The sequence below is a fragment of the Streptomyces roseus genome, assembly GCF_001044425.1.
GTDB classification, from domain to species: Bacteria; Actinomycetota; Actinomycetes; order Streptomycetales; family Streptomycetaceae; genus Streptomyces; species Streptomyces roseus.
Map to the genome: position 1 here is coordinate 1 of NZ_LFML01000013.1, position 24,284 is coordinate 24,284.

The 24,284-nt window shown below is 71.8% G+C and carries 21 protein-coding genes; 15 read left to right on the top strand and 6 right to left on the bottom strand.

The features are described 5' to 3' along the window. From ACS04_RS03170 to tesB, 4 genes are all read left to right on the top strand, one after another. The coding region (locus ACS04_RS03170) for a helix-turn-helix domain-containing protein (protein WP_048474920.1) at positions 1 to 284 on the top strand (284 nt) is incomplete at its 5' end. A gap of 182 nt (positions 285 to 466) precedes the next feature. Further along, entirely contained in the window at positions 467 to 790 is a 324-nt protein-coding gene (locus tag ACS04_RS03175; protein WP_048474921.1) for a hypothetical protein, read from the top strand. A gap of 171 nt (positions 791 to 961) precedes the next feature. Then, a complete protein-coding gene (locus tag ACS04_RS03180) occupies positions 962 to 2,119 on the top strand; it encodes an acyl-CoA dehydrogenase family protein (RefSeq protein WP_048474922.1) in 1,158 nt (385 codons plus the stop codon). Between the two features lie 18 nt (positions 2,120 to 2,137). Then, a complete protein-coding gene (gene tesB / locus ACS04_RS03185; RefSeq protein WP_048474923.1) occupies positions 2,138 to 3,016 on the top strand; it encodes an acyl-CoA thioesterase II in 879 nt (292 codons plus the stop codon). 94 nt (positions 3,017 to 3,110) lie between these two features. On the opposite strand, the gene ACS04_RS03190 is transcribed toward tesB, so the two are convergent. Both ACS04_RS03190 and ACS04_RS03195 read right to left on the bottom strand, forming a co-directional pair. Beyond that, a complete protein-coding gene (locus ACS04_RS03190; protein WP_048474924.1) occupies positions 3,111 to 3,977 on the bottom strand; it encodes a DUF4253 domain-containing protein in 867 nt (288 codons plus the stop codon). A gap of 76 nt (positions 3,978 to 4,053) precedes the next feature. Continuing rightward, positions 4,054 to 4,515 carry a MarR family winged helix-turn-helix transcriptional regulator gene (locus ACS04_RS03195; protein WP_048474925.1) on the bottom strand — a complete coding sequence of 154 codons (462 nt, stop codon included), beginning with the start codon at positions 4,513 to 4,515 and terminating at the stop codon, positions 4,054 to 4,056. A 77-nt stretch (positions 4,516 to 4,592) separates the two neighbouring features. Here ACS04_RS03195 and ACS04_RS03200 point away from each other — a divergent pair, with 77 nt between their 5' ends. Continuing rightward, the gene (locus tag ACS04_RS03200) at positions 4,593 to 5,453 is read left to right on the top strand and encodes an SDR family NAD(P)-dependent oxidoreductase (protein ID WP_048474926.1); all 861 of its coding nucleotides are present in this window, start codon (positions 4,593 to 4,595) and stop codon (positions 5,451 to 5,453) included. 29 nt (positions 5,454 to 5,482) lie between these two features. Here ACS04_RS03200 and ACS04_RS03205 read toward each other — a convergent pair whose 3' ends face one another. Together ACS04_RS03205 and ACS04_RS03210 are read right to left on the bottom strand one after the other, a co-directional pair. Continuing rightward, entirely contained in the window at positions 5,483 to 6,289 is an 807-nt protein-coding gene (locus ACS04_RS03205; RefSeq protein WP_048474927.1) for a phosphatase, read from the bottom strand. Positions 6,290 to 6,345: 56 nt separating this feature from the next. Continuing rightward, positions 6,346 to 6,924 carry an SACE_7040 family transcriptional regulator gene (locus ACS04_RS03210; protein WP_048474928.1) on the bottom strand — a complete coding sequence of 193 codons (579 nt, stop codon included), beginning with the start codon at positions 6,922 to 6,924 and terminating at the stop codon, positions 6,346 to 6,348. 99 nt (positions 6,925 to 7,023) lie between these two features. On the opposite strand from ACS04_RS03210, the gene ACS04_RS03215 reads away from it, so the two are divergent. Genes ACS04_RS03215 through ACS04_RS03230 form a run of 4 tightly spaced genes read left to right on the top strand, consistent with a single transcriptional unit; the run spans position 7,024 to position 12,799 of the window. Beyond that, a complete protein-coding gene (locus ACS04_RS03215; RefSeq protein ID WP_048474929.1) occupies positions 7,024 to 8,640 on the top strand; it encodes a carboxyl transferase domain-containing protein in 1,617 nt (538 codons plus the stop codon). 30 nt (positions 8,641 to 8,670) lie between these two features. Then, positions 8,671 to 10,698 (top strand): ATP-binding protein, encoded by a 2,028-nt coding sequence (locus ACS04_RS03220; protein ID WP_048474930.1) that lies wholly within the window; start codon positions 8,671 to 8,673, stop codon positions 10,696 to 10,698. Between the two features lie 11 nt (positions 10,699 to 10,709). After that, the gene (locus ACS04_RS03225; protein WP_048474969.1) at positions 10,710 to 11,630 is read left to right on the top strand and encodes a hydroxymethylglutaryl-CoA lyase; all 921 of its coding nucleotides are present in this window, start codon (positions 10,710 to 10,712) and stop codon (positions 11,628 to 11,630) included. Between the two features lie 8 nt (positions 11,631 to 11,638). After that, positions 11,639 to 12,799: an acyl-CoA dehydrogenase family protein gene (locus tag ACS04_RS03230; RefSeq protein ID WP_048474931.1), complete on the top strand. Its 1,161-nt coding sequence runs from the start codon at positions 11,639 to 11,641 to the stop codon at positions 12,797 to 12,799. Positions 12,800 to 12,860: 61 nt separating this feature from the next. Here ACS04_RS03230 and ACS04_RS03235 read toward each other — a convergent pair whose 3' ends face one another. Together ACS04_RS03235 and ACS04_RS03240 are read right to left on the bottom strand one after the other, a co-directional pair. Further along, positions 12,861 to 14,933, bottom strand: coding sequence for a dynamin family protein (locus ACS04_RS03235; RefSeq protein ID WP_048474932.1), 2,073 nt, complete (start codon positions 14,931 to 14,933; stop codon positions 12,861 to 12,863). After that, positions 14,933 to 16,693, bottom strand: a complete 1,761-nt coding sequence (locus ACS04_RS03240) for a GTPase family protein (protein WP_048474933.1) — start codon at positions 16,691 to 16,693, stop codon at positions 14,933 to 14,935. The genes ACS04_RS03235 and ACS04_RS03240 overlap by 1 nt, the downstream gene beginning before the upstream one ends. A 220-nt stretch (positions 16,694 to 16,913) precedes the next feature. On the opposite strand from ACS04_RS03240, the gene ACS04_RS03245 reads away from it, so the two are divergent. From ACS04_RS03245 to ACS04_RS03270, 6 genes are all read left to right on the top strand, one after another. Beyond that, entirely contained in the window at positions 16,914 to 17,954 is a 1,041-nt protein-coding gene (locus ACS04_RS03245) for an ABC transporter substrate-binding protein (protein ID WP_048474934.1), read from the top strand. Positions 17,955 to 18,037: 83 nt separating this feature from the next. Further along, positions 18,038 to 18,958 carry a siderophore-interacting protein gene (locus ACS04_RS03250; RefSeq protein WP_048474935.1) on the top strand — a complete coding sequence of 307 codons (921 nt, stop codon included), beginning with the start codon at positions 18,038 to 18,040 and terminating at the stop codon, positions 18,956 to 18,958. Positions 18,959 to 19,105: 147 nt separating this feature from the next. Then, positions 19,106 to 20,587, top strand: coding sequence for a pyridoxal phosphate-dependent decarboxylase family protein (locus tag ACS04_RS03255; protein ID WP_048474936.1), 1,482 nt, complete (start codon positions 19,106 to 19,108; stop codon positions 20,585 to 20,587). Then, the gene (locus tag ACS04_RS03260) at positions 20,571 to 21,872 is read left to right on the top strand and encodes a lysine N(6)-hydroxylase/L-ornithine N(5)-oxygenase family protein (RefSeq protein ID WP_048474937.1); all 1,302 of its coding nucleotides are present in this window, start codon (positions 20,571 to 20,573) and stop codon (positions 21,870 to 21,872) included. The genes ACS04_RS03255 and ACS04_RS03260 overlap by 17 nt, the downstream gene beginning before the upstream one ends. Then, positions 21,869 to 22,456, top strand: coding sequence for a GNAT family N-acetyltransferase (locus ACS04_RS03265; protein ID WP_048474938.1), 588 nt, complete (start codon positions 21,869 to 21,871; stop codon positions 22,454 to 22,456). Before ACS04_RS03260 ends, ACS04_RS03265 begins: the two co-directional genes overlap by 4 nt. Further along, on the top strand, positions 22,453 to 24,243 hold the full coding sequence (locus ACS04_RS03270) for an IucA/IucC family protein (RefSeq protein ID WP_048474939.1): 1,791 nt from the start codon (positions 22,453 to 22,455) through the stop codon (positions 24,241 to 24,243). The genes ACS04_RS03265 and ACS04_RS03270 overlap by 4 nt, the downstream gene beginning before the upstream one ends. The last annotated feature ends 41 nt before the right edge of the window (positions 24,244 to 24,284 follow it).

A 24,284-nucleotide genomic window follows, 5' to 3' on the forward strand; every position in this document is an offset into this window, starting at 1 on the left:
TCCGGCACACCGAGCCCGGCCTCGCGGGGCTCGTCGGCGAGGCCGAGGCCCGCGCGTACGCCGCGGCCCTGCTCGGCCCGCTCTCCCCCGCGCTGCGGGAGACCCTGCGCGCCTGGCTGGCCCACCACGGCAGCTGGGACCGCAGCGCCGCAGCGCTCGGCGTGCACCGCAACACCGTCCGCCAGCGCATCGCCCGCGCGGCGGCCCTCCTCGACCGCGACCTCGACGATCCGGACGTCCGGATGGAACTGTGGTTCGCACTGACCCGGACCCCGCAGGCCTGACCGGGCCTGACCACCGGGCCTGACCGGGCCTGACCGGGCCTGACCGGACCGGGCCCGGACGGCGCCGGGGGCTGCTGCGCCGTACGGATGGACTCGGGGCTTCCGGCGGCGGGCTCGCCGCCGCGCGGCGCGCGGCGCCCTACGTTCGCACTGCTCCCCCACCCCTCCCGAAAGGCACCACCGTGCGATCGATCCGCCTCGCCCTGACCGCTCTCGCCGCCGGCGGCTTCCTCTTGGCCGGCGCCTCCGCCGCGTCCGCCGACGACGCCTTCACCGTGTACGCGCCGATCGACAACACGTACTCCATCGTCTTCGGCGACGTGTCCCAGGTGGCCGGCGACGACGTGTTCAACGCCGGTCGCGACAACACGGTCGGCTCCCACAACGGCGCGGCCCCGGCCGGCGACATCGGCATGGCCGCGCTGCCCGGCACCCAGGTCTTGGGCAACGGGGCCCTGATGCACGGCGCCGCCGGCCAGTGGACCGGCAAGATGCTCGGCAAGTGAGCCCGGGCGCCCGGCCGGCGGTTCGCCCCGCCGGCGGGGCGCCGGACATCACACCCGGCACCGCTCCACGAGTCTGGACAGTCCACCCGACCCACCGGTAACTTAGTGGTCTGAGCAAGCGCTTAGACACGGCGCGACAGCGCGACGGGCGACAGGATCGAGGAGGCGGCTGTGCGCCGTACCGTTTTCAACGAGGACCACGAAGCGTTCCGCGAGACCATCCGCGCCTTCATAGAGGCCGAGGTCGTCCCCGTCTACGACGAGTGGTTCGCCGCCGGCCAGGCGCCGCGCGACTTCTACTACAAGCTCGGCGAGCTGGGCGTCTTCGGCATCAACGTCCCCGAGGAGTTCGGCGGCGCGGGCCTGGACACCCACAAGTTCGAGGCGGTCCTGTACGAGGAGACCTCCCGCGCGGGTGTGAACTTCGGCGGCTCCGGCGTGCACGTGCTGCTCGCGCTCCCCTACATCAAGATGCTGGCCGACGACGAGCAGAAGAAGCGGTACCTGCCGAAGTTCGTCTCCGGTGAGGAGATGTGGGCCCTCGCCATGACCGAGCCGGGCACCGGCTCCGACGTCGCGGGCATGAAGACGAGCGCCAAGCTCTCCGAGGACGGCACGCACTACGTCCTCAACGGCTCCAAGACCTTCATCACCGGCGGCGTGCACGCCGACCGCGTGATCGTCTGCGCCCGCACCGCCGCCCCGAGCGAGGACGACCGCCGCTTCGGCATCTCCCTCTTCGCCGTGGACACCAAGTCCGAGGGCTACTCGATCGGCCGCAAGCTGGACAAGCTGGGCCTGCGCACCTCCGACACCGCCGAGCTGGCGTTCGTCGACGTCAAGGTCCCCGTCGAGGACCTGCTCGGCGAGGAGGGCAAGGGCTTCTACTACCTCGGCCACAACCTGGCCTCCGAGCGCTGGGGCATCGCCTTCGGCGCGTACGCCCAGGCCGCCGCGGCCGTGCGCTTCGCCCAGCAGTACGTCACCGACCGCACCGTCTTCGGCAAGCCGGTCGCGCACTTCCAGAACACCAAGTTCGAACTGGCCGCCTGCCAGGCCGAGGTGGACGCCGCCCAGGCCGTCGCGGACCGCGCCCTGGAGGCCCTGGACGCCGGCGAGCTGACCCCCGCCGAGGCCGCCTCCGCGAAGCTGTTCTGCACGGAGGTCGCCCACCGGGTGATCGACCGCTGCCTCCAGCTGCACGGCGGCTACGGCTACATGAACGAGTACCCGATCGCCCGCCTGTACGCCGACAACCGCGTCAACCGCATCTACGGCGGCACCAGCGAGATCATGAAGTCCATCATCGCCAAGGCGATGGGGCTGTAAGGCCCTGGCCTTCACTCCATGAACGAGGCACTGACGACGCTCCTCGATCTGCTCGACCTGGAGCAGATCGAGGAGAACATCTTCCGCGGTACCAGCCGTTCGGCGCTGGTACCGCGCGTCTTCGGCGGCCAGGTCGCGGCGCAGGCCCTGGTCGCGGCCGGGCGGACCGTGCCCGAGGACCGCACGGCGCACTCGCTGCACTCGTACTTCCTGCGCGCCGGTGATCCCGGCGCGCCGATCGTCTACGCCGTCGACCGGATCCGGGACGGGCGCTCCTTCACCACCCGCCGGGTCGTCGCCGTCCAGCACGGCCAGCCGATCTTCCACCTCTCCGCGTCCTTCCAGACGTACGAGGAGGGCCTCGACCACCAGAGCGCGATGCCGGACGCGCCCGATCCGGAGACTCTGCCGACAGCCGCCGAGGCGCTGCCCGCGTACCGGGAGGTCTTCCGCGATCCGGGCACGGTGGAGCGGCTGATCGAGGCGCGGGGCGCCGTGGACCTGCGGTACGCGACCGTCCCGCCCTGGGGCAGCGTCGGCAAGCCGGTCGAGCCGCGCTCGCAGGTGTGGTTCCGTACGGCGGGGAAGCTGGAGAGCGACGACGCGCTCCTGCACACCTGCCTGGCCACGTACGTCTCGGACATGACCCTGCTCGACTCGGTGCTGCTCGCGCACGGCCGGGGCGGCTGGGCGGTCGGCGACGTGGTGGGCGCCTCCCTGGACCACGCGATGTGGTTCCACCGGCCGTTCCGGGCCGACGAGTGGCTGCTGTACGACCAGGAGTCCCCCTCGGCCGCGGCCGGACGCGGGCTCGGGCAGGCCCGGATCTGGACCCAGGACGGGCGCCTGGCCGTGACCGTCATCCAGGAGGGCGTCGTACGCGTCCCGCGCGCCTGACGCCCTTACCCTGCCCCCCTTCGGCGGTCCCCCTTCTGCCCGTCAGTCCCACCAGAACCTTCTGCCCGTCAGTCCCACCAGAACCTTCTGCCCGTCAGTCCCACCAGAACCCCCAGTGGCCCACGCCGGTCACCGCCTCGTCCGCGTAGGCGCGGACGCTGCCGGAGCCCTGCCAGACGTTGTCGGGGCAGAAGGCGAAGTGCTCGGCGGCCACCGGCAGGGCCGCGACCCTCGTCGGGGGCGGGGCGGCCACCGACAGGTGGAGCTCGTCGAAGCCGAGGGCGACGACGCGGGCGCCGAACCGCTCCTCCCACGAGCGCACGACGGTGGTGAGCAGCGCCGTGTCGTCCTCGTGGTTCGCCGCCCCCCGCCAGCCCATCGCGGTGGGTACGTCGGCTCCGCGGCCGGCGGGGACCAGCGCGAGCCGCGCCCCCGGCAGGACCCCGTCCCGTATCAGCTCGTCCGCGAGGGCGAGGGCGACCTCCTCGGGGTCCTCGCGCGGTGTCCGGTGCTCCGCCAGGCCCGGCCAGTCGCGGCCGAACGGGGCTGTCAGCCCCGCGCCGTCGGGACCCTCCCCCTCCTGCGGATCGGGGACGACCCCGGCCCAGAACTCCCGCAGCACCGGCTCGACATGGTGATCGTCGGGGTCGGACATCGCGGCGGGGCTCAGCTCGTCACGGGTCCACCAGCCCTCCAGACCTCGCCGCTCGTGGAGCAGCACCGCCTGAAGTCCCGCACCGGCCGCGGCGAGTCGGGCCCGGCAGGCGGCCAGCGCGCCGACCCCGACCGGCTCGTCCGAGACCCAGAGCAGCGGCTCGCGCCGGGCCGCGGACCACGGCCGTGCCCGCCAGGCGGACCCGGTGACGATCATGCCGGGCGGCAAGTCCAGCCGCAGGGCGCGGCCTTGCGGGTCCTCGGCCAGCAGGGACAGCGCGTTCTGCTTCTTCGGCGGTTTCGTCACGCCTTCGACGCTAGCCCCCGGCACTGACAACGCCACCGGTCCACGGCCCGGGCCGCGCCTACGGCTTGGGCTGGGCCTACGGCTTGGGCTGGGCCTTCAGCTTGGCCCAGATCGCTTCCAGCGCGGCTATGTCCGCGTCGTCGAGGCGGTCGTCGAAGACCTCGGCCAGGGCCTCGCGGCGCGTGGCGTCGGCCTCCGCGAAGGCGCGGCGGCCCGCCTCGGTGAGGGCGATGCCCACGGACCGGGCGTCCGTCGGCGACGGGACCCGTTCGACCAGGCCGCGGGCGCGGAGCGAATCGGCGACGCGGGAGACCTGGCTGCGGCTGAGCAGGGTCCTGGCGGCCAGCTCCGAGGGGGCGACCGGCTCGTGCTGCACGCTCAGCCACAGCATCACCTCGAACCACGACAACGGCAGGTCGTGCCGGCGCGTGAGCGCCTGGTCCACCCGGGCAGTGAGAGTGGTTCCGGCCCAGACCAGACCGTAGAAGGCGTGGTCACGCGGGGTGAGGCCGTCCAGGTTGGGTTTCGTGTGCGCCATACGTGAAGGATACCGGGTTGCGTGCACACGCACACATCGTTAATGTGTGTGTGCACGCACAAACCTAAGGAGCCTTCATGAGCACCCAGACCGCCGCCAAGACCGTCCTCATCACCGGCACCTCCTCCGGCATCGGCCTGGCCGCCGCGGTCGCCACCGCCCGGGCGGGCTGGCACACCGTCGCCACCATGCGGGACACCACGCGCGCCGACGCCCTGAACCAGGCGGCCGCCGAGGCCGGCGTCTCCGACCTGATCCAGGTCAAGCGGCTCGACGTGACGGACGCGGACTCCGTGGCCGCCTGCGTGGCCGAGGTCGTCGCCGAGCACGGACACCTCGACGCGGTCGTGAACAACGCGGGCGCCGGCTTCGTGGGCACGATCGAGCAGCACGGGATGGAGCGGGTGCGGTCCGTGATGGAGGTCAACTTCTTCGGCGTCGTCGAGCTCACCCGCGCCGCCCTCCCCCACCTGCGCGCCTCGGGCGGCCGGGTCATCACCGTGACGAGCGTCGGGGGCGTCGTCGGCCAGCCGTTCAACGAGTCCTACTGCGCCGCCAAGTTCGCCGTCGAGGGCTTCATGGAGTCCCTGGCCCCGGTCGCCGCGACCGCGGGCGTCCAGGTGGCCGTCGTGGAGCCGGGCGCCGTCGCCAGCGAGTTCGTGAACAACGTCGGGCTGGACATCCCGGCGCTGCTCGCCCAGGCGGGCCCGTACGCCCCGCCCCTCCAGGGCTACATCGACCACGCCCTCAAGTCCTTCGGCAGCGACACCGCCCAGACCCCCGAGCAGGCGGCGGCGCCGGTCGTCGACGCGCTGACCGCCGAGAAGATGCCGTTCCGGATCCAGACCTCGGACTGGGCGCGCGACTTCGTCGGCATGAAGCTCGCCGACCTCGACGGCTCCGCCGTCCAGACCGAGATGACGAACTGGCTCGGCTAGCCGGCGGGGCCCGGGCGGCGCATCCCGCCCTACAGCAGGTCCGCTGCCGACAGCAGGTACGCGACCATCGGGTCGTAGAAGCGCGGGTCGCGGACGTGGTCGTCGAGGGGAACCGCCACCTGGAGGGTGCCCTCCGCCTCGCCGAGGAACAGCGCGGGGTCGTTGCAGTCCGCGTACCCCACCGCGTCCAGCCCGCGCTGCGCCGCGCACCCCGCCCAGCCGTGGTCGCCCACGACCAGGTCCGGCTGGGGACGGTTCTCCGCCGCCAGCCCGTCCAGGATCGCGGCCATCGGCTCCGGCGAGTGGGTGTGCCACAAGGTGGCACCCCGCTCCAGCACGGCGACGTCCGCGAGCTGCCACACCGAGCCCTCGTCCGCCACCAGCCCCGCGGGGATCACCACGATCTCGCAGCCCGCCGCGCGCAGCGCCGCCGCCGTCACCCGGTGGACGTCCAGCAGGCCGCCCGGGTGCCCCGTGGCGAACAGCACGCTCTGCCGGTCCAGGGCCGCCTTGCGCAGGCGCGCCGCCATCCGGTCCAGGCCCGAGACGGTCAGCTCCGGGTCGATGGTGTCCTGGCCGAAGCGGTGGGCCGCGTCGTCGACGACCCCGACCCGCTCCGCCATGACGGCGAGCACGTCCTGCTCGTCCGTCCAGCGGTCGCCCAGCTCCAGGCCCAGCCAGTAGTGCCGGTCGCCGTTGGCCAGCTTGCGGTAGTGCGACAGGTTGTTCTCCCGGGGCGTCGCGACCTGACCCGCGATCCGGGTGCGGACCAGGTGGTCGACGAGCTCGGCGCGGCTCGGTACGTGCGTCTCTATCGGCTTCGGCATGCGGCCCATTCTGCCGCCGCCCGGCCCACCGCGGCGGCGCCATTTCGACCAGCGGACGCGTCGACTCACCCCGACAGCGCCCCGAACGCCCCGTGCGCGAGCCGCCGCAGGAGCGATTCCGTCGCCTCCCGGCCGAGCGCCGCCAGGTGCGGGGTGGAGTTGAGCAGGCCGAAGACGGCGTGCACGGCCACCCGCACCTCGGCCTCGCCGACCTCCGGGTGCAGCTCCCGTACGACCTCCACCCACAGCTCGACGTACTGCCGCTGGAGCTGGCGCACCAGCTTGCGGTCGGCCTCGCGCAGCCGGTCCAGCTCCCGGTCGTGGAGGGTGATCAGCGCCCGGTCGTCGAGGGCGAAGTCGATGTGCCCGTCGATGAGGGAGGCCAGTACGCCGTCCGGGTCGCCCGCGGCCGCGGCCACGCGGTGGCGGCCGCCCGTCAGCAGCCGCTCGCTGATCCCCACGAGCAGTTCGGCCAGCATGGCGTCCTTGCCCGCGAAATGGCGGTAGAGGCCGGGGCCGCTGATGCCCACGGCGGCCCCTATCTCGTCCACGCCGACGCCGTGGAATCCGCGCGCGGCGAAGAGGCGGGCGGCCTCGCTGAGGATCTGCTCGCGACGGGTCGGGGCGGCGGCTCTGGTGCTCATGGGAATCCATTCTAGACAGGGCCGTTAGCGCTCGTTAACCTAAGCTGTACATGCGTTAACGCTCATTAACAGCGTGCACCGAGCAAGGGAGCTCGACCGATGCAGCAGGCACCAGTGCTGACGAGCGCCGCGGACCCGGCGTCCGAGGCCTGGCGGACCAACGAGGCCGCCCACCGCGAGCTCACCGAAGGGCTGCGCGCCCGGCTCGACGCGGCCCGGCTCGGCGGCGGCGAGAAGGCCCGCGCCCGCCACACGGCCCGCGGGAAGCTGCTCCCCCGCGACCGGGTGGACGCCCTCCTCGACCCCGGATCCCCCTTCCTGGAGCTGGCCCCGCTGGCCGCCGAGGGGATGTACGGGGGCGCGGCCCCGGCCGCCGGGGTCATCGCCGGCATCGGCCGGGTCAGCGGCCGCGAGTGCGTGATCGTCGCGAACGACGCCACGGTCAAGGGCGGCACGTACTACCCGATGACCGTCAAGAAGCACCTGCGCGCGCAGGAAGTGGCCCTGGAGAACCGTCTCCCCTGCCTCTACCTGGTCGACTCGGGCGGCGCCTTCCTCCCCATGCAGGACGAGGTCTTCCCCGACCGGGAGCACTTCGGCCGCATCTTCTACAACCAGGCGCGCATGTCCGGCGCCGGCATCCCGCAGATCGCCGCCGTCCTCGGCTCCTGCACGGCGGGCGGCGCGTACGTCCCGGCGATGAGCGACGAGGCCGTCATCGTCCGTGGCCAGGGCACGATCTTCCTCGGCGGCCCGCCGCTGGTGAAGGCCGCCACCGGCGAGGTGGTCACGGCCGAGGAGCTCGGCGGCGGCGAGGTCCACTCCCGGACCTCCGGCGTCACCGACCACCTCGCGGAGGACGACGCGCACGCGCTGCGGATCGTACGGAACATCGTGGCGACCCTGCCCGAGCGCGCGGCCCTGCCCTGGTCGGTCGAGGCCCCGGAAGAGCCCAAGGTGGACCCGTACGGGCTGTACGGCGCGGTCCCGGTCGACTCGCGCACCCCGTACGACGCCCGCGAGATCATCGCCCGGATCGTGGACGGGTCCCGCTTCCAGGAGTTCAAGTCCGAGTTCGGGCAGACCCTGGTCACCGGCTTCGCCCGGATCCACGGCCACCCGGTAGGGATCATCGCCAACAACGGCATCCTGTTCTCCGAATCCGCCCAGAAGGGCGCGCACTTCATCGAGCTGTGCGACCAGCGCGGCATCCCGCTGCTCTTCCTGCAGAACATCTCGGGCTTCATGGTCGGCCGCGACTACGAGGCCGGCGGCATCGCCAAGCACGGCGCTAAGATGGTGACGGCCGTGGCCTGCGCCCGGGTCCCGAAGCTCACGGTGGTCGTCGGCGGCTCGTACGGAGCCGGCAACTACTCGATGTGCGGCCGGGCCTACTCGCCGCGCTTCCTGTGGATGTGGCCCAACGCCAAGATCTCCGTGATGGGCGGCGAACAGGCCGCCTCCGTACTGGCGACCGTCAAGCGGGACCAGATCGAGGGTGCGGGCCAGGAGTGGCCGACCGAGGACGAGGAGGCCTTCAAGGCCCCGGTCCGGGCGCAGTACGAGGAACAGGGCAGCGCCTACTACGCCACGGCGCGGCTGTGGGACGACGGGGTCATCGACCCGATGGAGACCCGGCAGGTGCTGGGGCTGGCCCTGACCGCGTGCGCGAACGCCCCTCTGGGCGACTCGGGCTTCGGCATCTTCCGTATGTGACGTGTGGTCTGTGACGTGAGGACTTCTTCGATGTTCAGCACTGTTCTGGTCGCGAACCGGGGCGAGATCGCGGTACGGGTCATCCGCACGCTGCGGGAGCTCGGCGTGCGGTCCGTGGCCGTCTTCAGCGACGCGGACGCCGACGCGCGGCACGTACGGGAGGCCGACACGGCCGTCCGGATCGGCCCGGCGGCTGCCGCCGAGAGCTACCTGTCGGTGGAGCGGCTGCTCGACGCCGCCCGGCGCACGGGCGCCGAGGCGGTCCACCCCGGGTACGGGTTCCTCGCCGAGAACGCGGCCTTCGCGCAGGCCTGCGCCGACGCCGGCCTCACCTTCATCGGGCCGCCGGCCGCCGCCATCAACCTGATGGGCGACAAGATCCGCGCCAAGGAGACCGTGAAGGCGGCGGGCGTGCCCGTCGTGCCGGGCTCCTCGGGCAGCGGCCTGACCGACGCCGAACTGGTCTCCGCCTCGCTGGAGATCGGCATGCCGGTGCTGCTCAAGCCCTCGGCGGGCGGCGGCGGAAAGGGCATGCGCCTGGTGCGCGACGAGGCGGTGCTCGGCGAGGAGATCGCGGCGGCCCGCCGCGAGGCGCGGTCCTCGTTCGGCGACGACACGCTCCTCGTGGAGCGGTGGGTGGACCGGCCGCGCCACATCGAGATCCAGGTGCTGGCGGACGCCCACGGGAACGTGGTCCACCTGGGCGAGCGCGAGTGCTCGCTCCAGCGGCGTCACCAGAAGGTCATCGAGGAGGCCCCGTCGGTCCTGCTCACCCCGCAGCTGCGGGCCTCGATGGGCGCGGCGGCGGTGGAGGCGGCGCGCTCCTGCGGGTACGTCGGCGCGGGCACGGTGGAGTTCATCGTCCCGGGCGGGGACCCTTCCTCGTACTACTTCATGGAGATGAACACCCGGCTCCAGGTGGAGCACCCGGTGACGGAACTGGTCACGGGGCTGGACCTGGTGGAGCAGCAGCTGCGGGTCGCCTCCGGCGCCGAGCTGGGCTTCTCCCAGTCCGACGTCACCCTGACCGGGCACGCCATCGAGGCGCGGGTCTGCGCCGAGGACCCGGCGCGCGGCTTCCTGCCCTCGGGCGGCACGGTGCTGGCGCTCTCCGAACCCTCGGGCGGTTCCGTACGGACGGACTCCGGGCTGGTGGCGGGCGTCGACACGGGCTCCACGTACGACCCGATGCTGTCGAAGGTGATCGCGTACGGCCCGGACCGGGCCACCGCCCTGCGGGTGCTGCGCGGCGCCCTCGCCGACACCGTGATCCTGGGCGTCCAGACCAACGCCGGTTTCCTGCGCCGCCTCCTGGCCCACCCCGACGTGGTGTCCGGGAACCTCGACACCGGTCTGGTCGAGCGGGACCTGGCCGGCATGCTGCCGGACGGCGTCCCGCCGCAGGTGTACGCCGCGGCCGCGCTGCTGGCCGGGGCGCCCCGGCCGCGGGCGGGTGCGGACGGCTGGGTCGATCCGTTCGGGGCCGCCGACGGCTGGCGCCTCGGAGGCACCCCCGCCTGGACGGTCCACCACTTCCGCCTCCCCGGCCAGGAGCCCGCCCTGGTCCGCACCCGCCCGCAGGGCGCCGACACCGAGCTCCTGCTCTCCGACGCCGGCCGGGATCCGGCACCGGCTCGCGGCCGGATCGTCAGCCGCACCCCGGACCACCTCACGGTGGAGCTCGACGGGATCACCCACCGTTTCTCGTACGCCGCCTCCCCCGAGGGGGTCTGGCTGGGCCGCGACGGCGACTCCTGGCACGTGCAGGACCACGACCCCGTCGTCGCCGCCCTCACCGGCGCGGGGCACGCCGGCGCGGACACCCTCGCCGCCCCCATGCCCGGCACCGTCACCGTCGTCAAGGTGGCCGTCGGCGACAAGGTGGCCGCGGGGCAGAGCCTGCTCGTCGTCGAGGCGATGAAGATGGAGCACGTCATCTCCGCCCCGCACTCCGGCACCGTCACCGAGCTGGACGTCTCCCCCGGCACCACCGTCGCCATGGACCAGGTCCTGGCCGTCGTCACCCCGGACGAGGACGAGAAGGAGGAGACGTCGTGAACGGGCTGCCCATGAACGTCCCGGCCCCCGGGCTGCCGGCGCGCGTCCGCATCCACGAGGTCGGCGCCCGCGACGGGCTGCAGAACGAGAAGACGGCCGTACCCACCGCCGTCAAGGCCGAGTTCATCCACCGGCTCGCCGCCGCCGGCCTCACCACCATCGAGGCCACCAGCTTCGTGCACCCCAAGTGGGTGCCCCAGCTGGCCGACGCCGAGCAGCTGTTCCCGGAGCTGGGCGACCTCGCCGGGGTGCACCTGCCCGTCCTCGTCCCCAACGAACGCGGCCTGGACCGCGCGCTCGCCCTCGGGGCCACCCGCATCGCCGTCTTCGGTTCGGCCACCGAGACGTTCGCCTCGCGCAACCTCAACCGGACCGTCGCCGAGTCCCTCGCCATGTTCGAGCCGGTGGTGGCCCGCGCCAAGGAGGGCGGGGCCCATGTCCGCGGCTACCTCTCCATGTGCTTCGGCGACCCGTGGGAGGGGCCGGTCCCGGTCCACCAGGTGGTCCGCGTGGCCAAGGCCCTGCTGGACCTCGGCTGCGACGAGCTGAGCCTGGGCGACACCATCGGCGTCGCCACCCCGGGCCACGTCCTGGCCCTCCTCGGCGAGCTGGGCGAGGCGGGCGTGCCCACCGACCGGATCGGCGTGCACTTCCACGACACCTACGGCCAGGCCCTGTCCAACACCCTCGCCGCGCTCGGGCACGGGGTCACCACCGTCGACGCCTCGGCGGGCGGCCTCGGCGGATGCCCGTACGCGAAGAGCGCCACCGGCAACCTCGCCACCGAGGACCTGGTGTGGATGCTCGACGGCCTCGGCATCGAGACCGGCGTCGATCTGACCGCCCTCACCGCCACGAGCGCGTGGATGGCGGAGCAACTGGGCCGACCGAGCCCTTCCCGTACCGTCCGCGCCCTCTCCCACAAGGAGTAACGAGAACCATGGCCCTCGACCACCGGCTCACCCCCGAGCACGAGGAACTCCGCCGTACCGTCGAGGCGTTCGCCCACGACGTCGTCGCCCCCAAGATCGGCGACCTGTACGAGCGGCACGAATTCCCCTACGAGATCGTCCGCGAGATGGGCCGCATGGGCCTGTTCGGCCTGCCCTTCCCGGAGGAGTACGGCGGCATGGGCGGCGACTACCTCGCCCTCGGCATCGCCCTGGAGGAGCTGGCCCGCGTCGACTCCTCGGTGGCGATCACCCTGGAGGCGGGCGTCTCGCTGGGCGCCATGCCGCTGCACCTCTTCGGCACCGAGGAGCAGAAGCGGGAGTGGCTGCCGCGGATGTGCTCCGGGGAGATCCTCGGCGCCTTCGGCCTGACCGAGCCGGACGGCGGCTCCGACGCCGGCGGCACCCGCACCACCGCCGTCAAGGACGGCGACGAGTGGGTGATCAACGGCTCGAAGTGCTTCATCACCAACTCCGGTACGGACATCACCGGCCTGGTCACCGTCACCGCCGTCACGGGCCGCAAGGCGGACGGCCGCCCGGAGATCTCCTCGATCATCGTCCCGTCCGGCACCCCGGGCTTCACGGTGGCCGCGCCGTACTCCAAGGTGGGCTGGAACTCCTCGGACACCCGTGAGCTGGCCTTCGACAACGTACGCGTGCCGCTGGCCAACCTGGTCGGCCAGGAGGGCCGCGGCTACGCCCAGTTCCTGCGCATCCTCGACGAGGGCCGCATCGCGATCTCGGCCCTCGCCACGGGCCTCGCGCAGGGCTGCGTCGACGAGTCGGTGAAGTACGCGAAGGAGCGCAAGGCCTTCGGCCGGCCCATCGGCGACAACCAGGCCATCCAGTTCAAGCTGGCCGACATGGAGATGCGCGCCCACATGGCGCGGATCGGCTGGCGCGACGCGGCCTCCCGGCTGGTCGCCGGGGAGCCGTTCAAGAAGGAGGCGGCGATCGCGAAGCTGTACTCCTCCACGGTCGCCGTCGACAACGCGCGCGACGCCACGCAGATCCACGGCGGCTACGGGTTCATGAACGAGTACCCGGTGGCGCGCATGTGGCGCGACTCCAAGATCCTGGAGATCGGCGAGGGCACCAGCGAGGTGCAGCGCATGCTCATCGCCCGTGAGCTGGGCTTCGCCGGCTGATCGACCGGACAGGAGCGACCGCCGGACCGGGATCGGGCCGGCGGTCGTTCGCGTTCACGTACTACTCCTGTTCGCGCTCCGCCTCGGAGACGAAGGGCTGGAGGAAGTTCGCGATGTGCTGCTCGACGTCGGTGATGCGCTGCTCGAAGGCGTAGAGCTGGTCCCGCATGCCCGCCTTGGCCTGCTCGTCCTGCCGGGACTCCTCGATGTTGCGCTGGACGATGCCGATGAGGTCCTGGAGCTGGAGGTGCAGTGTCCCGCTGATCCCGCCCCACATCTCGCGCAGGTCGGCGGCGCGGCTGGCCGCGTACTGCCGGGCGGTCTGGGCCGCCGAGTCCTTCACGTGCGCGGCGAACTCCTCCGCCGCGCGCGTCTGCAGCTTGCCGTCGGCGAAGAAGACCGCCCCCGAGGCCAGCAGCGGTCCGACCGCCGCGCCTATGGCGATGGCCACGCCGACCGGCGGGACGGTCAGGCCCAGGCTGATCAGTCCGGCCGCGGCGGCCGCGGTCGTCCCGCCGACGACCATCGCGCCGCCGCCCGCGCCGAGCGCCATGAGCGAGCTGGGGCGGAACATCAGCGGCACGTCGTCGCGGTGGCGCGGCCCGTCGCGGCCGTTGCCCTTGCCCGCCGCGATGGCCAGCGTGTAGATCAGGTAGTTCTGGTCCCGTTCCGACTGCGATCCGGTCAGTTCCGCGCGGAGCTTGTCGAGGAGGTCGGCGTGCGCCCGGATCAGCGGTTCGAGCTGGCGCACCAGATCGGCCTGCCGCTGCTCGATGACGTGGTCGAGCTCCTGGGCGCAGAAGACCTGCATGCGCTCCTGGAGCTGGACCGTGTACGCGTCCATCAGCCCGTGCTGGGCGGCGATGCGGCCGCCCTTGGTGAAGGAGCGGATGGCGCGGCTCAGGCGGCCCGGGCCGGTCGTGACGTGCCATTCGCCGATCTCACGGCTGATCTCGGTGAGGAACGCGCCGAACCTCAGCTGCAGTTCGTTCTCCATGCCGAGGATCTTGCCGGCGACGATGTCGCGGATCGCGTCGGCGCTGGTGCGCAGCTGGTCCTGGGTCGACTGGCTGCGGTCGAGGAGCTCGCGCAGCTCCGCCGTCGACTTCATCAGGATCGCGCCCTCGTCGTGCAGGCGCACGCGCAGGTTGACCGCGTTGTGCCGCAGGAACTCGGCGAGCCGGACGAACTTCACCCGGGCCGCGTCGCGCATGCAGAAGACTTCCAGGGCGGATTCCAGCTGACCGATGCCCGACGCCTTCAGCCCCTCCTCGTTGCCGTCGATGCGCGAGCGCAGGGCCTGCAGGGCGCTGACGAAGAAGACGTTGGCGGGGGCGGGGCCGGATTCCCCGGCGAGTTCGGCGACGGCGTTTCGGCAGCGGCTCATCACCTCCGCCTGCTCCTCCTCCTCGATGCGGTCGAACTGGTTGACCACGAAGAAGATGTCGCGGTGGCCGAGTTTCCTGACCCGGGTGAGGTAGTTCTCGGTCTCGTGGAGGGTGAACGGCCGTCCCGCGTCGGTGACGAACACGACGGCGTCCACCTCCTCCAGGTACCGCAGCGTCACGAGCTCGCGGTCGGAACTCTCGTTGATGCCGGCCGAGTCCACGATCTCGACGGACCGGCGCAGCAGCTCCAGCGGCTGCTCGACGACGGCCAGCGCGAAGGACGGGGTCCGGGGCGCACCGTGGGCGTCGATCTGGAGGGCGACCTCGCGCTTGAACTCCTCCGTGGTGACGGCCGTTTCGGAGCCGCGCCTGTCTCCGTCGCGGTACAGCCAGGCCCGCTCGGTCTCGCCCCAGCGCAGGACGGTGGTGAAGGCGGTGGCCGGATTGGCCTTGGTGGGCAGCAGCCGCTTGCCCAGCAGGGCGTTGATCAGGGTGCTCTTGCCGCTGCTGAACTCGCCGAGCACCATGATGCGGAAGGTCTCGCGCTCGAAGACCGCCCCGTTGATCCCGAGGTCCAGCGCGCCGCCCGGGGTTCCTGGCGGGACGATGAGGGCGGCGGCCTCGCCGGCCACCTGTTGCAGGCGCTGGTAGTAGGAACGCAGCGTTCCGATGTTCTCGCTCCAGCCGCGGAACTGCGCGGCCGGTGATTCCTGCCCGGCCGCCGACCGCCGTTTCTCGTGCGCCATCAGGCCCCTTCCAGGGGAGAGAGGTGGGCGTGCACGGAGCGGCTCAGCGTCCGCGCCGTGCTCTGCAGTGAACGCCAGTGGCCGAGGGACTCCGGCTGGGCGGCGACGGCCGTCGTGTGCAGCCGCCACCACTGCTCGTCGCGGTCCCGCGCCCGGCTCAGCAAGTGGTCGTAGACCTGGCCGACGCGCGACTCGGTCCGTGCCACCTGTTCCGTGAACGCCGCCTCGACGATCCGTTCCAGGTCGTCGATGGCGCGTTCCCGGCGCTCGGCCTGGCCGTGTTCGAGGGCTTCGGTGACCAGCGCCGTGCCGGCCGCTCCCGCGATCTGGCCCACGACCTCGGCCGACATGGGCGTGAGCACGCTCTCGATGGCCGTGCCGACGAACTCCGGCAGCCAGGAGGCGTCCCAGCCGGTGGCGTTGCGGGACTCGGCGGCGGCGGCCTCCTCGGCGACTGCGGGCAGGGCGGCGGCCGGTACGACGCGCCCGGCGCCGGGGGCGGCCAGTGTCTGGAACAGCTCCTCGCCGGGCCGGTTGCGGAGCAGGATGCCGCGCAGCCGGTGGACGTCCTCTTCGACGGCCCGGTCGACGGCCTCGGTGATCCACGCCTCGAACTGCTGGAGGGCCTCGGCGGTGTACGGGATCGCGTGGAGGCGGATGAAGTGCGCTTCCTCCGGCGTCTCCAGCATCCCCGAGAAGCGCGCGGCGAGTTCGCGGGCGGTGGCGGCGCGGCGCCTGCGCGCCTCGGCGGCGATCGTCTGGACGAGGGCGGCGCGCCACTCCCCGGCATCGGCGCTGAGCACGATCCAATGGAAGCGGGCGCTCTCGTGGGCGGTGTGCCAGATCTGGGCGGCCCGCGTCCGGACCGGGTCGGGCCGGTCCAGGTCCGCGAGCGCCCGCCCGGCGGCCTGCTCCACGAGGGCACAGGTGGCGGCGAGGAGGTGCAGCCTGCGGATGGTCCGCAGTGCGCGACGCAGCCGGATCCCGGCCAAGTGGCCGAGGACGGCGCGGAGCGGCTCGACGCCGTCAGGTTCCGCGGTGCCGGGGGCGGGGACCGGTCCGGTCAGGACCAGCGCCTCGGGGGCCAGGGTGGAGACCAGGTGGTTGACACGGCGCATGATGTCGGCCGCCTCGTCCTCCACCTCGGCCGGTTTGGTGACGACGACGGCGAGCGGGGGGCTGTGCGGGGCGGCGGCGAGCGCCTTGATCCGGGCCTGCTCGGTGGCGAGCATCGCGCGGCGGGCCTCGGTGACGACGACCACCACGTCGCAGTCGCCGACGATCCGGGCGAGGGCGGCGGTGTCGGGCTGCCGCACTCCGGACCAGCCCTCCCAGCCGGGGGTGTCGACGAGCTCCACCCCGGTACGGGCCGCCCAGGACCCGGACGGCACTTCGACCGGTACGGTACGCAGGCCCGCCGGCCCGGGGTCCCCGGGAGCGGCGGCCGGCTCCGGCCCGGCCGAGTGGCCGGATCGCGCCGGTCCGGCGGCGAAGGGGCGTATCAGCACGGGCGGACCGTCCGTGGCGTGCACGGACACCGGTACGCACGCCGCGCCGACCAGCTCGTTGACGAGCCGGGACTTTCCGACGTTGCTGCCGCCGATGACGCAGATCCGGGCCCGGGGGGATTCCGCGCGGCGGGCCGTGCGCCGGATCAGCGAGGCCGCCGAGTCCGCTCCGGCCCGGTCGGCCAGCAGGGCCACCCGTTCGGCGAGTTCGGCCTGCCGCAGCTCCTGGTCGTGCCCGCCCGTACCGGCCACAGCGACGCCACCCCACCCCGTCAGGTCTTCCCGGCAGGGCCATGATGCCAACGGACGGGGCCGGGCGCCGCCGGTTCGGCGGGAAGGCTCCCGCGGGTATCCGGGGAGGAGGCCTGCCGGGGGAACTTAGGCCCCCCTTACCAGTTCCGGACAAGGTTAGGCTAACCTTCCTTTTGAACGGCCCCGTGGCCGCCCGGCACGCACGAAAGCGGACATAGACATGCCCAAGTCCCGTACCTCCCGCCTCTCCCGCCGCGGTCTCATCGCCGCCGGCGGCGCTCTCGGCCTCGTCGCGGCCCTCACCGCATGCGGTGGCTCCGACTCGGCGAAGGGCGGGGCGGGCGACAAGGACAAGGGCGCCGCCGCCTCCGGCCCCTGGACCTTCAAGGACGACCTCGGCAAGGACATCAGCCTCAAGGCCAAGCCGAAGAACATCGTCGCGTTCACCGGCACCGCCGCCGCGCTGTACGACTACGGCATCCAGGTCAAGGGCGTCTTCGGCCCGACCAAGACCGCCGACGGCAAGCCCGACGTCCAGGCCGGCTCGATGGACATCTCCAAGGTCGAGATCCTCGGCAACGTCTACGACGAGTTCAACGTGGAGAAGTACGCCTCCCTCCAGCCCGAGCTGCTCGTCACCAACACCTGGGACGGCACCTACTGGTACGTGCCCGAGGCCTCCAAGGACAAGATCCTGAAGCTGGCCCCGGCCGCCGCCGTCGGCGTCGGCGGCGACGTCTCCATGGACAAGGCCCTGGAGCGCACCGCGGACCTCGCCAAGTCCCTCGGCGCCGACATGAACGCCAACTCCGCCGCCGACGGCAAGGCCCGCTTCGATGCCGCCGCCGCCAAGGTCCGCGAGGCCACCAAGGCCAACCCGGGCATCAAGGTCCTCGTCGGCTCCGGCTCCGCCGACCTGTTCTACGCCTCCTCCCCCGACACCTCGGCCGACCTGAAGTACTTCAAGTCCCTGGGCGTCGAGTTCGTCACCCCGGACAAGCTGGGCGAGGGCAACTTCTTCGAGAGCCTGAGCTGGGAGAACGCCGGCAAGTACAAGGCCGACCTGATCCTGCTCGACAACCGCACCGGCACCTTGCAGCCGGAGGAGCTGAAGGCCAAGCCGACCTGGGCCGAGATGCCCGCCGTCAAGGCCGGCCAGGTCGCCCCGCGCGTGACCGAGCCGATCTACTCGTACGACAAGTGCGCCAAGATCCTCGAGGACCTCGCCAAGGCCGTCCAGGGCGCCAAGAAGGTCAGCTGACCCGCGGCCGGCCCCGCGGCCGGCCCCGCCGGCCCCGGCGCCCCGACCCGGCGCCGCTTCCACTCCCAGGGGGGACTTCCCGCATGACCGCCACCGCATCCGACGCGACGGCCTCCGAAGCCGTACCGGCAGCCGCCCACTTCCGGTTCTTCGAACTCGAAGTGCTGCGCACCCGCCGGCTCGGGCACTCGTTCCTGCGGGTCACGTTCGGCGGGGAGTCCCTCGCGGGCTTCCGCTCGGGCGGCTACGACCAGAGCCTCTCGCTCTTCCTGCCGCCCGCGCACGAGGAACACACCGTGCTCCCGTCCACCGATGAGGACACCTGGTTCGGCGCCTGGCGCGCGATGCCCGACGCCGACCGCCCGGTGATGCGCTCGTACACCGTGCGCGAGCAGCGCCGTACGGACGGGGGCGCGGACGAGGTCGACATCGACTTCGTCCTGCACGGCGACTCCTCCCCCGCCTCGTACTGGGCCGGACGGGCCGTCACCGGCCGCCGCATCATGGCGATCGGCCCGGCCGTGGCGCGGAACAAGTCCGTACGGTTCCAGCCACCGGCCGCCACCGACGCGCTGCTGATGTACGCGGACGAGACGGCGCTCCCGGCCGCCGCCGCGATCTTGGACCGGCTCCCCGCCGGGACGCGGGTCTCGGCCTGGTTCGAGGTCCCGCACGCCGACGACCGGCTCGACCTGCCGACCCGCGCCGACGCCGACATCACCTGGATCGTGCGCGGGAGCGGCGCGGGCAAGGAGCGCACCGAGCGCGTGGTGGAGCTGCTCCGAGCTGCGGGGCTCCCGGCCGCAGAGGCTCCGTACGCCTGGCTCGCGGGCGAGGCCGGCACCATTCGGGCGGTGCGCAGGCATCTGGTGCAGGAACGTTCCATCGACCGGCGCGCGGTGCGTTTCACCGGTTACTGGCGCCTCGGTGCGAGCGAGGAGGAACTCCTCGCCGAGGCGTACTCGGGACGGGCACCCAGCGAGGACCCGGCTTCCGCGCTGTAGCCACAACTGCCTTTGCAGGCACGTGAGTTGAGAGAGGGGCCCCGGCTTTTGGCCGGGGCCCCTCTCTATTTGGCGAGGAACTTAGGTTAGGCTAACCTAAGGATCATCTTCCCCACCCCCCTCTCCCCCTTGCCCGGAGGAACGTTGATGCGCTCGCATCTGCTGAATGAGACGACCGCGGACCTGTACCGGCGTTCCGTCACGGAAGGCGTCGAGCGCGTCGCCGCGAAAATCGCGACCACCGAGCGGCCCCACACCGGCATCTCCGTGGACGAACTCGCCCCGGTCATCAACGGGATCGACCTGGACCGGCCGCTGGAGGACCCTGCCGCCGTCCTCGACGAGCTGGAGGAGGTCTACCTGCGCGACGCGGTGTACTTCCACCACCCGCGCTACCTGGGCCACCTCAACTGCCCGGTCGTCATCCCCGCCGTCCTCGGCGAGGCCGTCCTGTCGGCCGTCAACTCCTCCCTGGACACCTGGGACCAGTCCATCGGCGGCACGCTCATCGAGCGCCGCCTGATCGACTGGACCGCCCGGCGCATCGGCCTCGGCCCGGACGCGGACGGCATCTTCACCTCCGGCGGCAGCCAGTCCAACTTCCACTCCCTGCTGCTGGCCCGCGACGAGGCCTGCCGCACCGTCATGCAGCGCGGCGAGCGCCCGCCGGCCAAGTCCGAGGTCCTGCCGAAGCTGCGCATCTTCACCTCCGAGGCCAGCCACTTCAGCGTCAAGAAGTCGGCCGCCATGCTCGGACTCGGCTACGAGGCCGTCATCTCCGTCCCCGTCGACCGCAACCGCCGCATGGACACCTCCGTGCTCGCGTTGGAGCTGGAGAGCTGCGTCCGCGAGGGCCTCTACCCGATGGCCGTCGTCGCCACCGCCGGCACCACCGACTTCGGGTCCATCGACCCGCTCCCCGAGATCGCCCGCCTGGCCGCCGAGCACTCCACCTGGATGCACGTGGACGCCGCCTACGGCTGCGGACTGCTGGTCTCCCCGACCCGCCGGCACCTGCTCGACGGCATCGAGCACGCGAACTCCGTCACCGTCGACTACCACAAGTCGTTCTTCCAGCCGGTCAGTTCCAGCGCGATGCTGGTGCGCGACCGCGACACCCTCAAGCACGCCACGTACTACGCCGACTACCTCAACCCCCGTCGCATGGCGGAGGAGCGGATCCCCAACCAGGTCGACAAGTCCATCCAGACCACGCGCCGCTTCGACGCGCTCAAGCTCTGGATGACCCTGCGCACCATGGGCGCCGACGGCCTCGGCTCGCTCTTCGACGAGGTCATCGACCTGGCCGCCGCGGGCTGGGCCCTCATCGACGCCGACCCGCGCTTCGAGGTCGTCGTCCGCCCGCAGATCTCCACCCTGGTCTTCCGCTACGTCCCCCCGGGCGAGGTCCGCGAGGACCTCGTCGACGAAGCCAACCTGCACGCCCGCAAGGCGCTGTTCGCCTCCGGTGAGGCCGTCGTCGCCGGCACCAAGGTGGACGGCGACCAGTACCTGAAGTTCACCCTCCTCAACCCGCAGACCACGACGTCCGACATCGCGGCCGTCCTCGACCTCCTCGCCGCACACGCCGAGCAGTTCCTGGGAGAATCCCTTGCCGTCCACCACTGAGCCCCACGACTTCATCGGCATCGGCCTCGGCCCCTTCAACCTGGGACTCGCCTGCCTGACCGCGCCGATCGACGAACTCGACGGCCTCTTCATCGAGTCGAAGCCGCACTTCGAGTGGCACGCCGGGATGTTCCTGGACGGCGCGCACCTGCAGACGCCGTTCATGTCGGACCTGGTCACGCTCGCCGACCCGACCTCCCCCTTCTCCTTCCTGAACTACCTGAAGGACAAGGACCGGCTGTACTCCTTCTACATCCGGGAGAACTTCTACCCGCTGCGGACCGAGTACAACGACTACTGCCGCTGGGCCGCCGACCGCCTCACCAACGTCCGGTACTCCACCTCCGTCACGGAGGTCACCTACGACGAACGGGCCGAGGTGTACGAGGTCCACACCGACCGCGGCGAGACCCACCGCGCCCGCCGCCTGGTCCTGGGCACCGGCACCCCGCCGCACCTCCCGCAGGCCTGCGCCGGCCTGGGCGGCGACTTCACGCACAACTCCGCCTACGTGCAGAACAAGGCGGAGCTCCAGCGGAAGAAGTCGATCACCCTCATCGGCTCCGGCCAGAGCGCGGCGGAGATCTACCACGACCTGCTCTCCGAGATCGACGTGTACGGCTACCGGCTCGACTGGGTCACCCGCTCCCCGCGGTTCTTCCCGCTGGAGTACACGAAGCTCACCCTGGAGATGACGTCCCCGGAGTACGTGGACTACTTCCACGCGCTCCCCGAGGAGACCCGCTACCGGCTCGAAATCCAGCAGAAGAACCTCTTCAAGGGCATCGACGGCGAGCTCATCAACGCCATCTTCGACCTGCTCTACCAGAAGAAGGTCACCTCGCCGGGCCCCGTCCCGACCACCCTGCTGACCAACACCTCGCTGAACTCGGCGGCGTACGACACCACCACGGGCACGTACACCCTGGGGCTGCGCCAGGAGGAGCAGGAGCGCGACTTCTCCCTCGCCACCGAGGGCCTGATCCTCGCGACGGGGTACAAGTACGCGCTGCCCGAGTTCCTGAACCCGGTGCGCGAACGCCTCGCCTTCGACGGCCACGGCCGGCCGGACGCGGCCCGCAACTACAGCATCGACGTGACCGGCCGCGGGATTTTCCTGCAGAACGGCACGGTGCACAACCACTCCATCACCTCGCCCGACCTGGGCATGGCCGCGTACCGCAACGCGTACATCGTCGGAGAGCTCCTCGGCCGCGAGTACTACAAGGTCGAGAAGTCCATCGCGTTCCAGCAGTTCGCCGCCCCGGAAGGCAGCCACGCATGAGCACCACCGCAGAGACCCTCTACACCCGCACCGACGCCGTCCTCGGCACCTTCGGGATCCGCCCGCTGGACCCCTTCGCCGACGCGGAGCTGCTCCACGGCTGGGTCACCCACCCCAAGGCCTCGTTCTGGATGATGCAGGACGCCTCGCTGCCGGAGGTCGAGCGCGAGTACATGCGCATCGCCGCGCACGAGCACCACGACGCCTTCATCGGCCTCCACGAGGGCCGCCCGGCCTTCCTGATGGAGAAGTACGACCCGAGCGAGCTGGAGCTGGTGGGCCTGTACGAGGCGCGGCCCGGCGACGTCGGCATGCACTTCCTCGTCGCGCCGAGCGACCGGCCGCTGCACGGGTTCACCCGCGCCGTGATCACGACGGTGATGGCCGCGCTGTTCGCCGACCCGGGGACCGAGCGCGTGGTGGTGGAGCCGGACGTGGAGAACACGGCCGTGCACGCCCTGAACGAGGCGGTCGGCTTCGTCCCCGACGGCCCGGTCCGCAAGCCGGAGAAGACGGCCCTGCTGAGCTTCTGCACCCGCGCGCAGTTCGAGGCGGCCACCGGCCTGAAGGGTGGCTCCATATGAGCCTCGCCGACGCGATCTCGCACCTCTCCCCCGAACTGTGGGCCCGCGCGAACCGCGCGCTGGTCCGCAAGGCCCTGGCGGAGTTCTCGCACGAGCGCCTGCTGACCCCGGAGCCGGTCGACGGCTCCGAGTCGGCGTACTCGGTCCTGAGCGACGACGGCTCGGTCGAGTACCGCTTCACCGCGGCCCGCCACGCCCTGGACCACTGGGCGGTGGACGAGGCCTCGGTCACCCGGCTGCGGGACGGCGCCGACCTCCCGCTGGACGCCCTCGACTTCCACATCGAGATGCGCGAGTCGCTGGGCCTGAGCCCGGAGGTCCTGCCGGTCTACCTGGAGGAGATCTCCTCCACCCTGGCGGGCTCGGGCTTCAAGTACACGAAGCCGCAGGTTCCGGCCGCCGTGCTCGCGAAGTCCTCCTTCCAGGACATCGAGACCGGGATGACCGAGGGCCACCCCTGCTTCGTCGCCAACAACGGCCGGCTCGGCTTCGGTGTGCACGAGTACCTCTCGTACGCGCCGGAGACGGCGAGCCCCGTCCACCTGGTGTGGGTGGCCGCCCGCAAGGACGTCTCCACCTTCACGGCGGGCGCGGGCCTGGACCACGACGCGTTCATGCGCTCCGAGCTGGGCGAAGCCGCCGTCGCGGGGTTCGAGGCCAAGCTGTCCGCCCTCGACCTGGACCCGGCGCAGTACCACTTCCTGCCGGTCCACCCCTGGCAGTGGTGGAACAAGACCACCGTCACCTTCGCGGCCGAGATCGCGAACCGCCGGCTGGTGCTGCTCGGCGAGGGCGAGGACGCCTACCTGGCCCAGCAGTCGATCCGCACCTTCTTCAACACCACGACGCCGGAAAAGCACTACGTGAAGACCGCCATCTCGGTCCTCAACATGGGCTTCATGCGCGGCCTCTCGGCGGCCTACATGGAGGCCACCCCGGCGATCAACGACTGGCTGCACCAGCTGATCGAGGGCGACGAGGTGCTGCGGTCGGTGGACTTCTCGATCATCCGCGAGCGCGCGGCGATCGGCTACCACCACCGCCAGTACGAGCGCGCCACCGACCGCTACTCGCCGTACCGCAAGATGCTGGCCGCCCTGTGGCGCGAGTCCCCGGTGGGATCGCTGAAGGAGGGCGAGCGCCTGGCGACCATGGCCTCGCTGCTGCACGTCGACTCCGAGGGCAGGTCCTTCGTGGGCGCCCTGATCGAGGAGTCGGGCCTGACCCCCTCGCAGTGGCTGAAGCCGTACCTGCGGGCCTACCTCCTGCCGCTGCTGCACTGCTTCTACCAGTACGACCTCGCGTACATGCCGCACGGCGAGAACACCATCCTCGTCATCGAGAACGGTGTGGTGAAGCGGGCGATCTTCAAGGACATCGCCGAGGAGATCGTGGTCATGGACCCCGACGCGGTGCTCCCGCCGGCCGTCGAGCGCGTCCGGGCCGACATCCCGGAGGACATGAAGCTCCTGTCGATCTTCACGGACGTCTTCGACTGCTTCTTCCGCTTCCTCGGCTCGATCCTGGCGGCGGAGGGCATCTGCGAGGAGGAGACCTTCTGGCGGGCGGTCGCGGAGTGCGGCATCGACTACCAGGAGTCGATGCCGCAGCTCGCGGAGCGCTTCGAGCGCTACGACCTGTTCGCCGAGGAGTTCCAGCTGTCCTGCCTGAACCGGCTCCAGCTGCGCAACAACAAGCAGATGGTGGACCTCGCCGACCCGGCGGCCGCCCTCCAGCTGATCGGCACCCTCAAGAACCCCGTCGCGCCTTACGCACCGCGACGGTGATCAAGGGGGCGGGTGCGCCGCCGATACGGTCCCTCGCCGGC

Excerpts from the sequence above, each read along its gene's own strand:
- tesB (WP_048474923.1), top strand. The coding sequence starts at position 2,138 with ATGAACGAGGCACTGACGACGCTCCTCGATCTGCTCGACCTGGAGCAG.
- ACS04_RS03195 (WP_048474925.1), bottom strand. The coding sequence starts at position 4,515 with ATGGCGCACACGAAACCCAACCTGGACGGCCTCACCCCGCGTGACCAC.
- ACS04_RS03200 (WP_048474926.1), top strand. The coding sequence starts at position 4,593 with ATGAGCACCCAGACCGCCGCCAAGACCGTCCTCATCACCGGCACCTCC.
- ACS04_RS03205 (WP_048474927.1), bottom strand. The coding sequence starts at position 6,289 with ATGGGCCGCATGCCGAAGCCGATAGAGACGCACGTACCGAGCCGCGCC.
- ACS04_RS03210 (WP_048474928.1), bottom strand. The coding sequence starts at position 6,924 with ATGAGCACCAGAGCCGCCGCCCCGACCCGTCGCGAGCAGATCCTCAGC.
- ACS04_RS03215 (WP_048474929.1), top strand. The coding sequence starts at position 7,024 with ATGCAGCAGGCACCAGTGCTGACGAGCGCCGCGGACCCGGCGTCCGAG.
- ACS04_RS03220 (WP_048474930.1), top strand. The coding sequence starts at position 8,671 with ATGTTCAGCACTGTTCTGGTCGCGAACCGGGGCGAGATCGCGGTACGG.
- ACS04_RS03225 (WP_048474969.1), top strand. The coding sequence starts at position 10,710 with ATGAACGTCCCGGCCCCCGGGCTGCCGGCGCGCGTCCGCATCCACGAG.
- ACS04_RS03230 (WP_048474931.1), top strand. The coding sequence starts at position 11,639 with ATGGCCCTCGACCACCGGCTCACCCCCGAGCACGAGGAACTCCGCCGT.
- ACS04_RS03235 (WP_048474932.1), bottom strand. The coding sequence starts at position 14,933 with ATGGCGCACGAGAAACGGCGGTCGGCGGCCGGGCAGGAATCACCGGCC.
- ACS04_RS03245 (WP_048474934.1), top strand. The coding sequence starts at position 16,914 with ATGCCCAAGTCCCGTACCTCCCGCCTCTCCCGCCGCGGTCTCATCGCC.
- ACS04_RS03250 (WP_048474935.1), top strand. The coding sequence starts at position 18,038 with ATGACCGCCACCGCATCCGACGCGACGGCCTCCGAAGCCGTACCGGCA.
- ACS04_RS03255 (WP_048474936.1), top strand. The coding sequence starts at position 19,106 with ATGCGCTCGCATCTGCTGAATGAGACGACCGCGGACCTGTACCGGCGT.
- ACS04_RS03265 (WP_048474938.1), top strand. The coding sequence starts at position 21,869 with ATGAGCACCACCGCAGAGACCCTCTACACCCGCACCGACGCCGTCCTC.
- ACS04_RS03270 (WP_048474939.1), top strand. The coding sequence starts at position 22,453 with ATGAGCCTCGCCGACGCGATCTCGCACCTCTCCCCCGAACTGTGGGCC.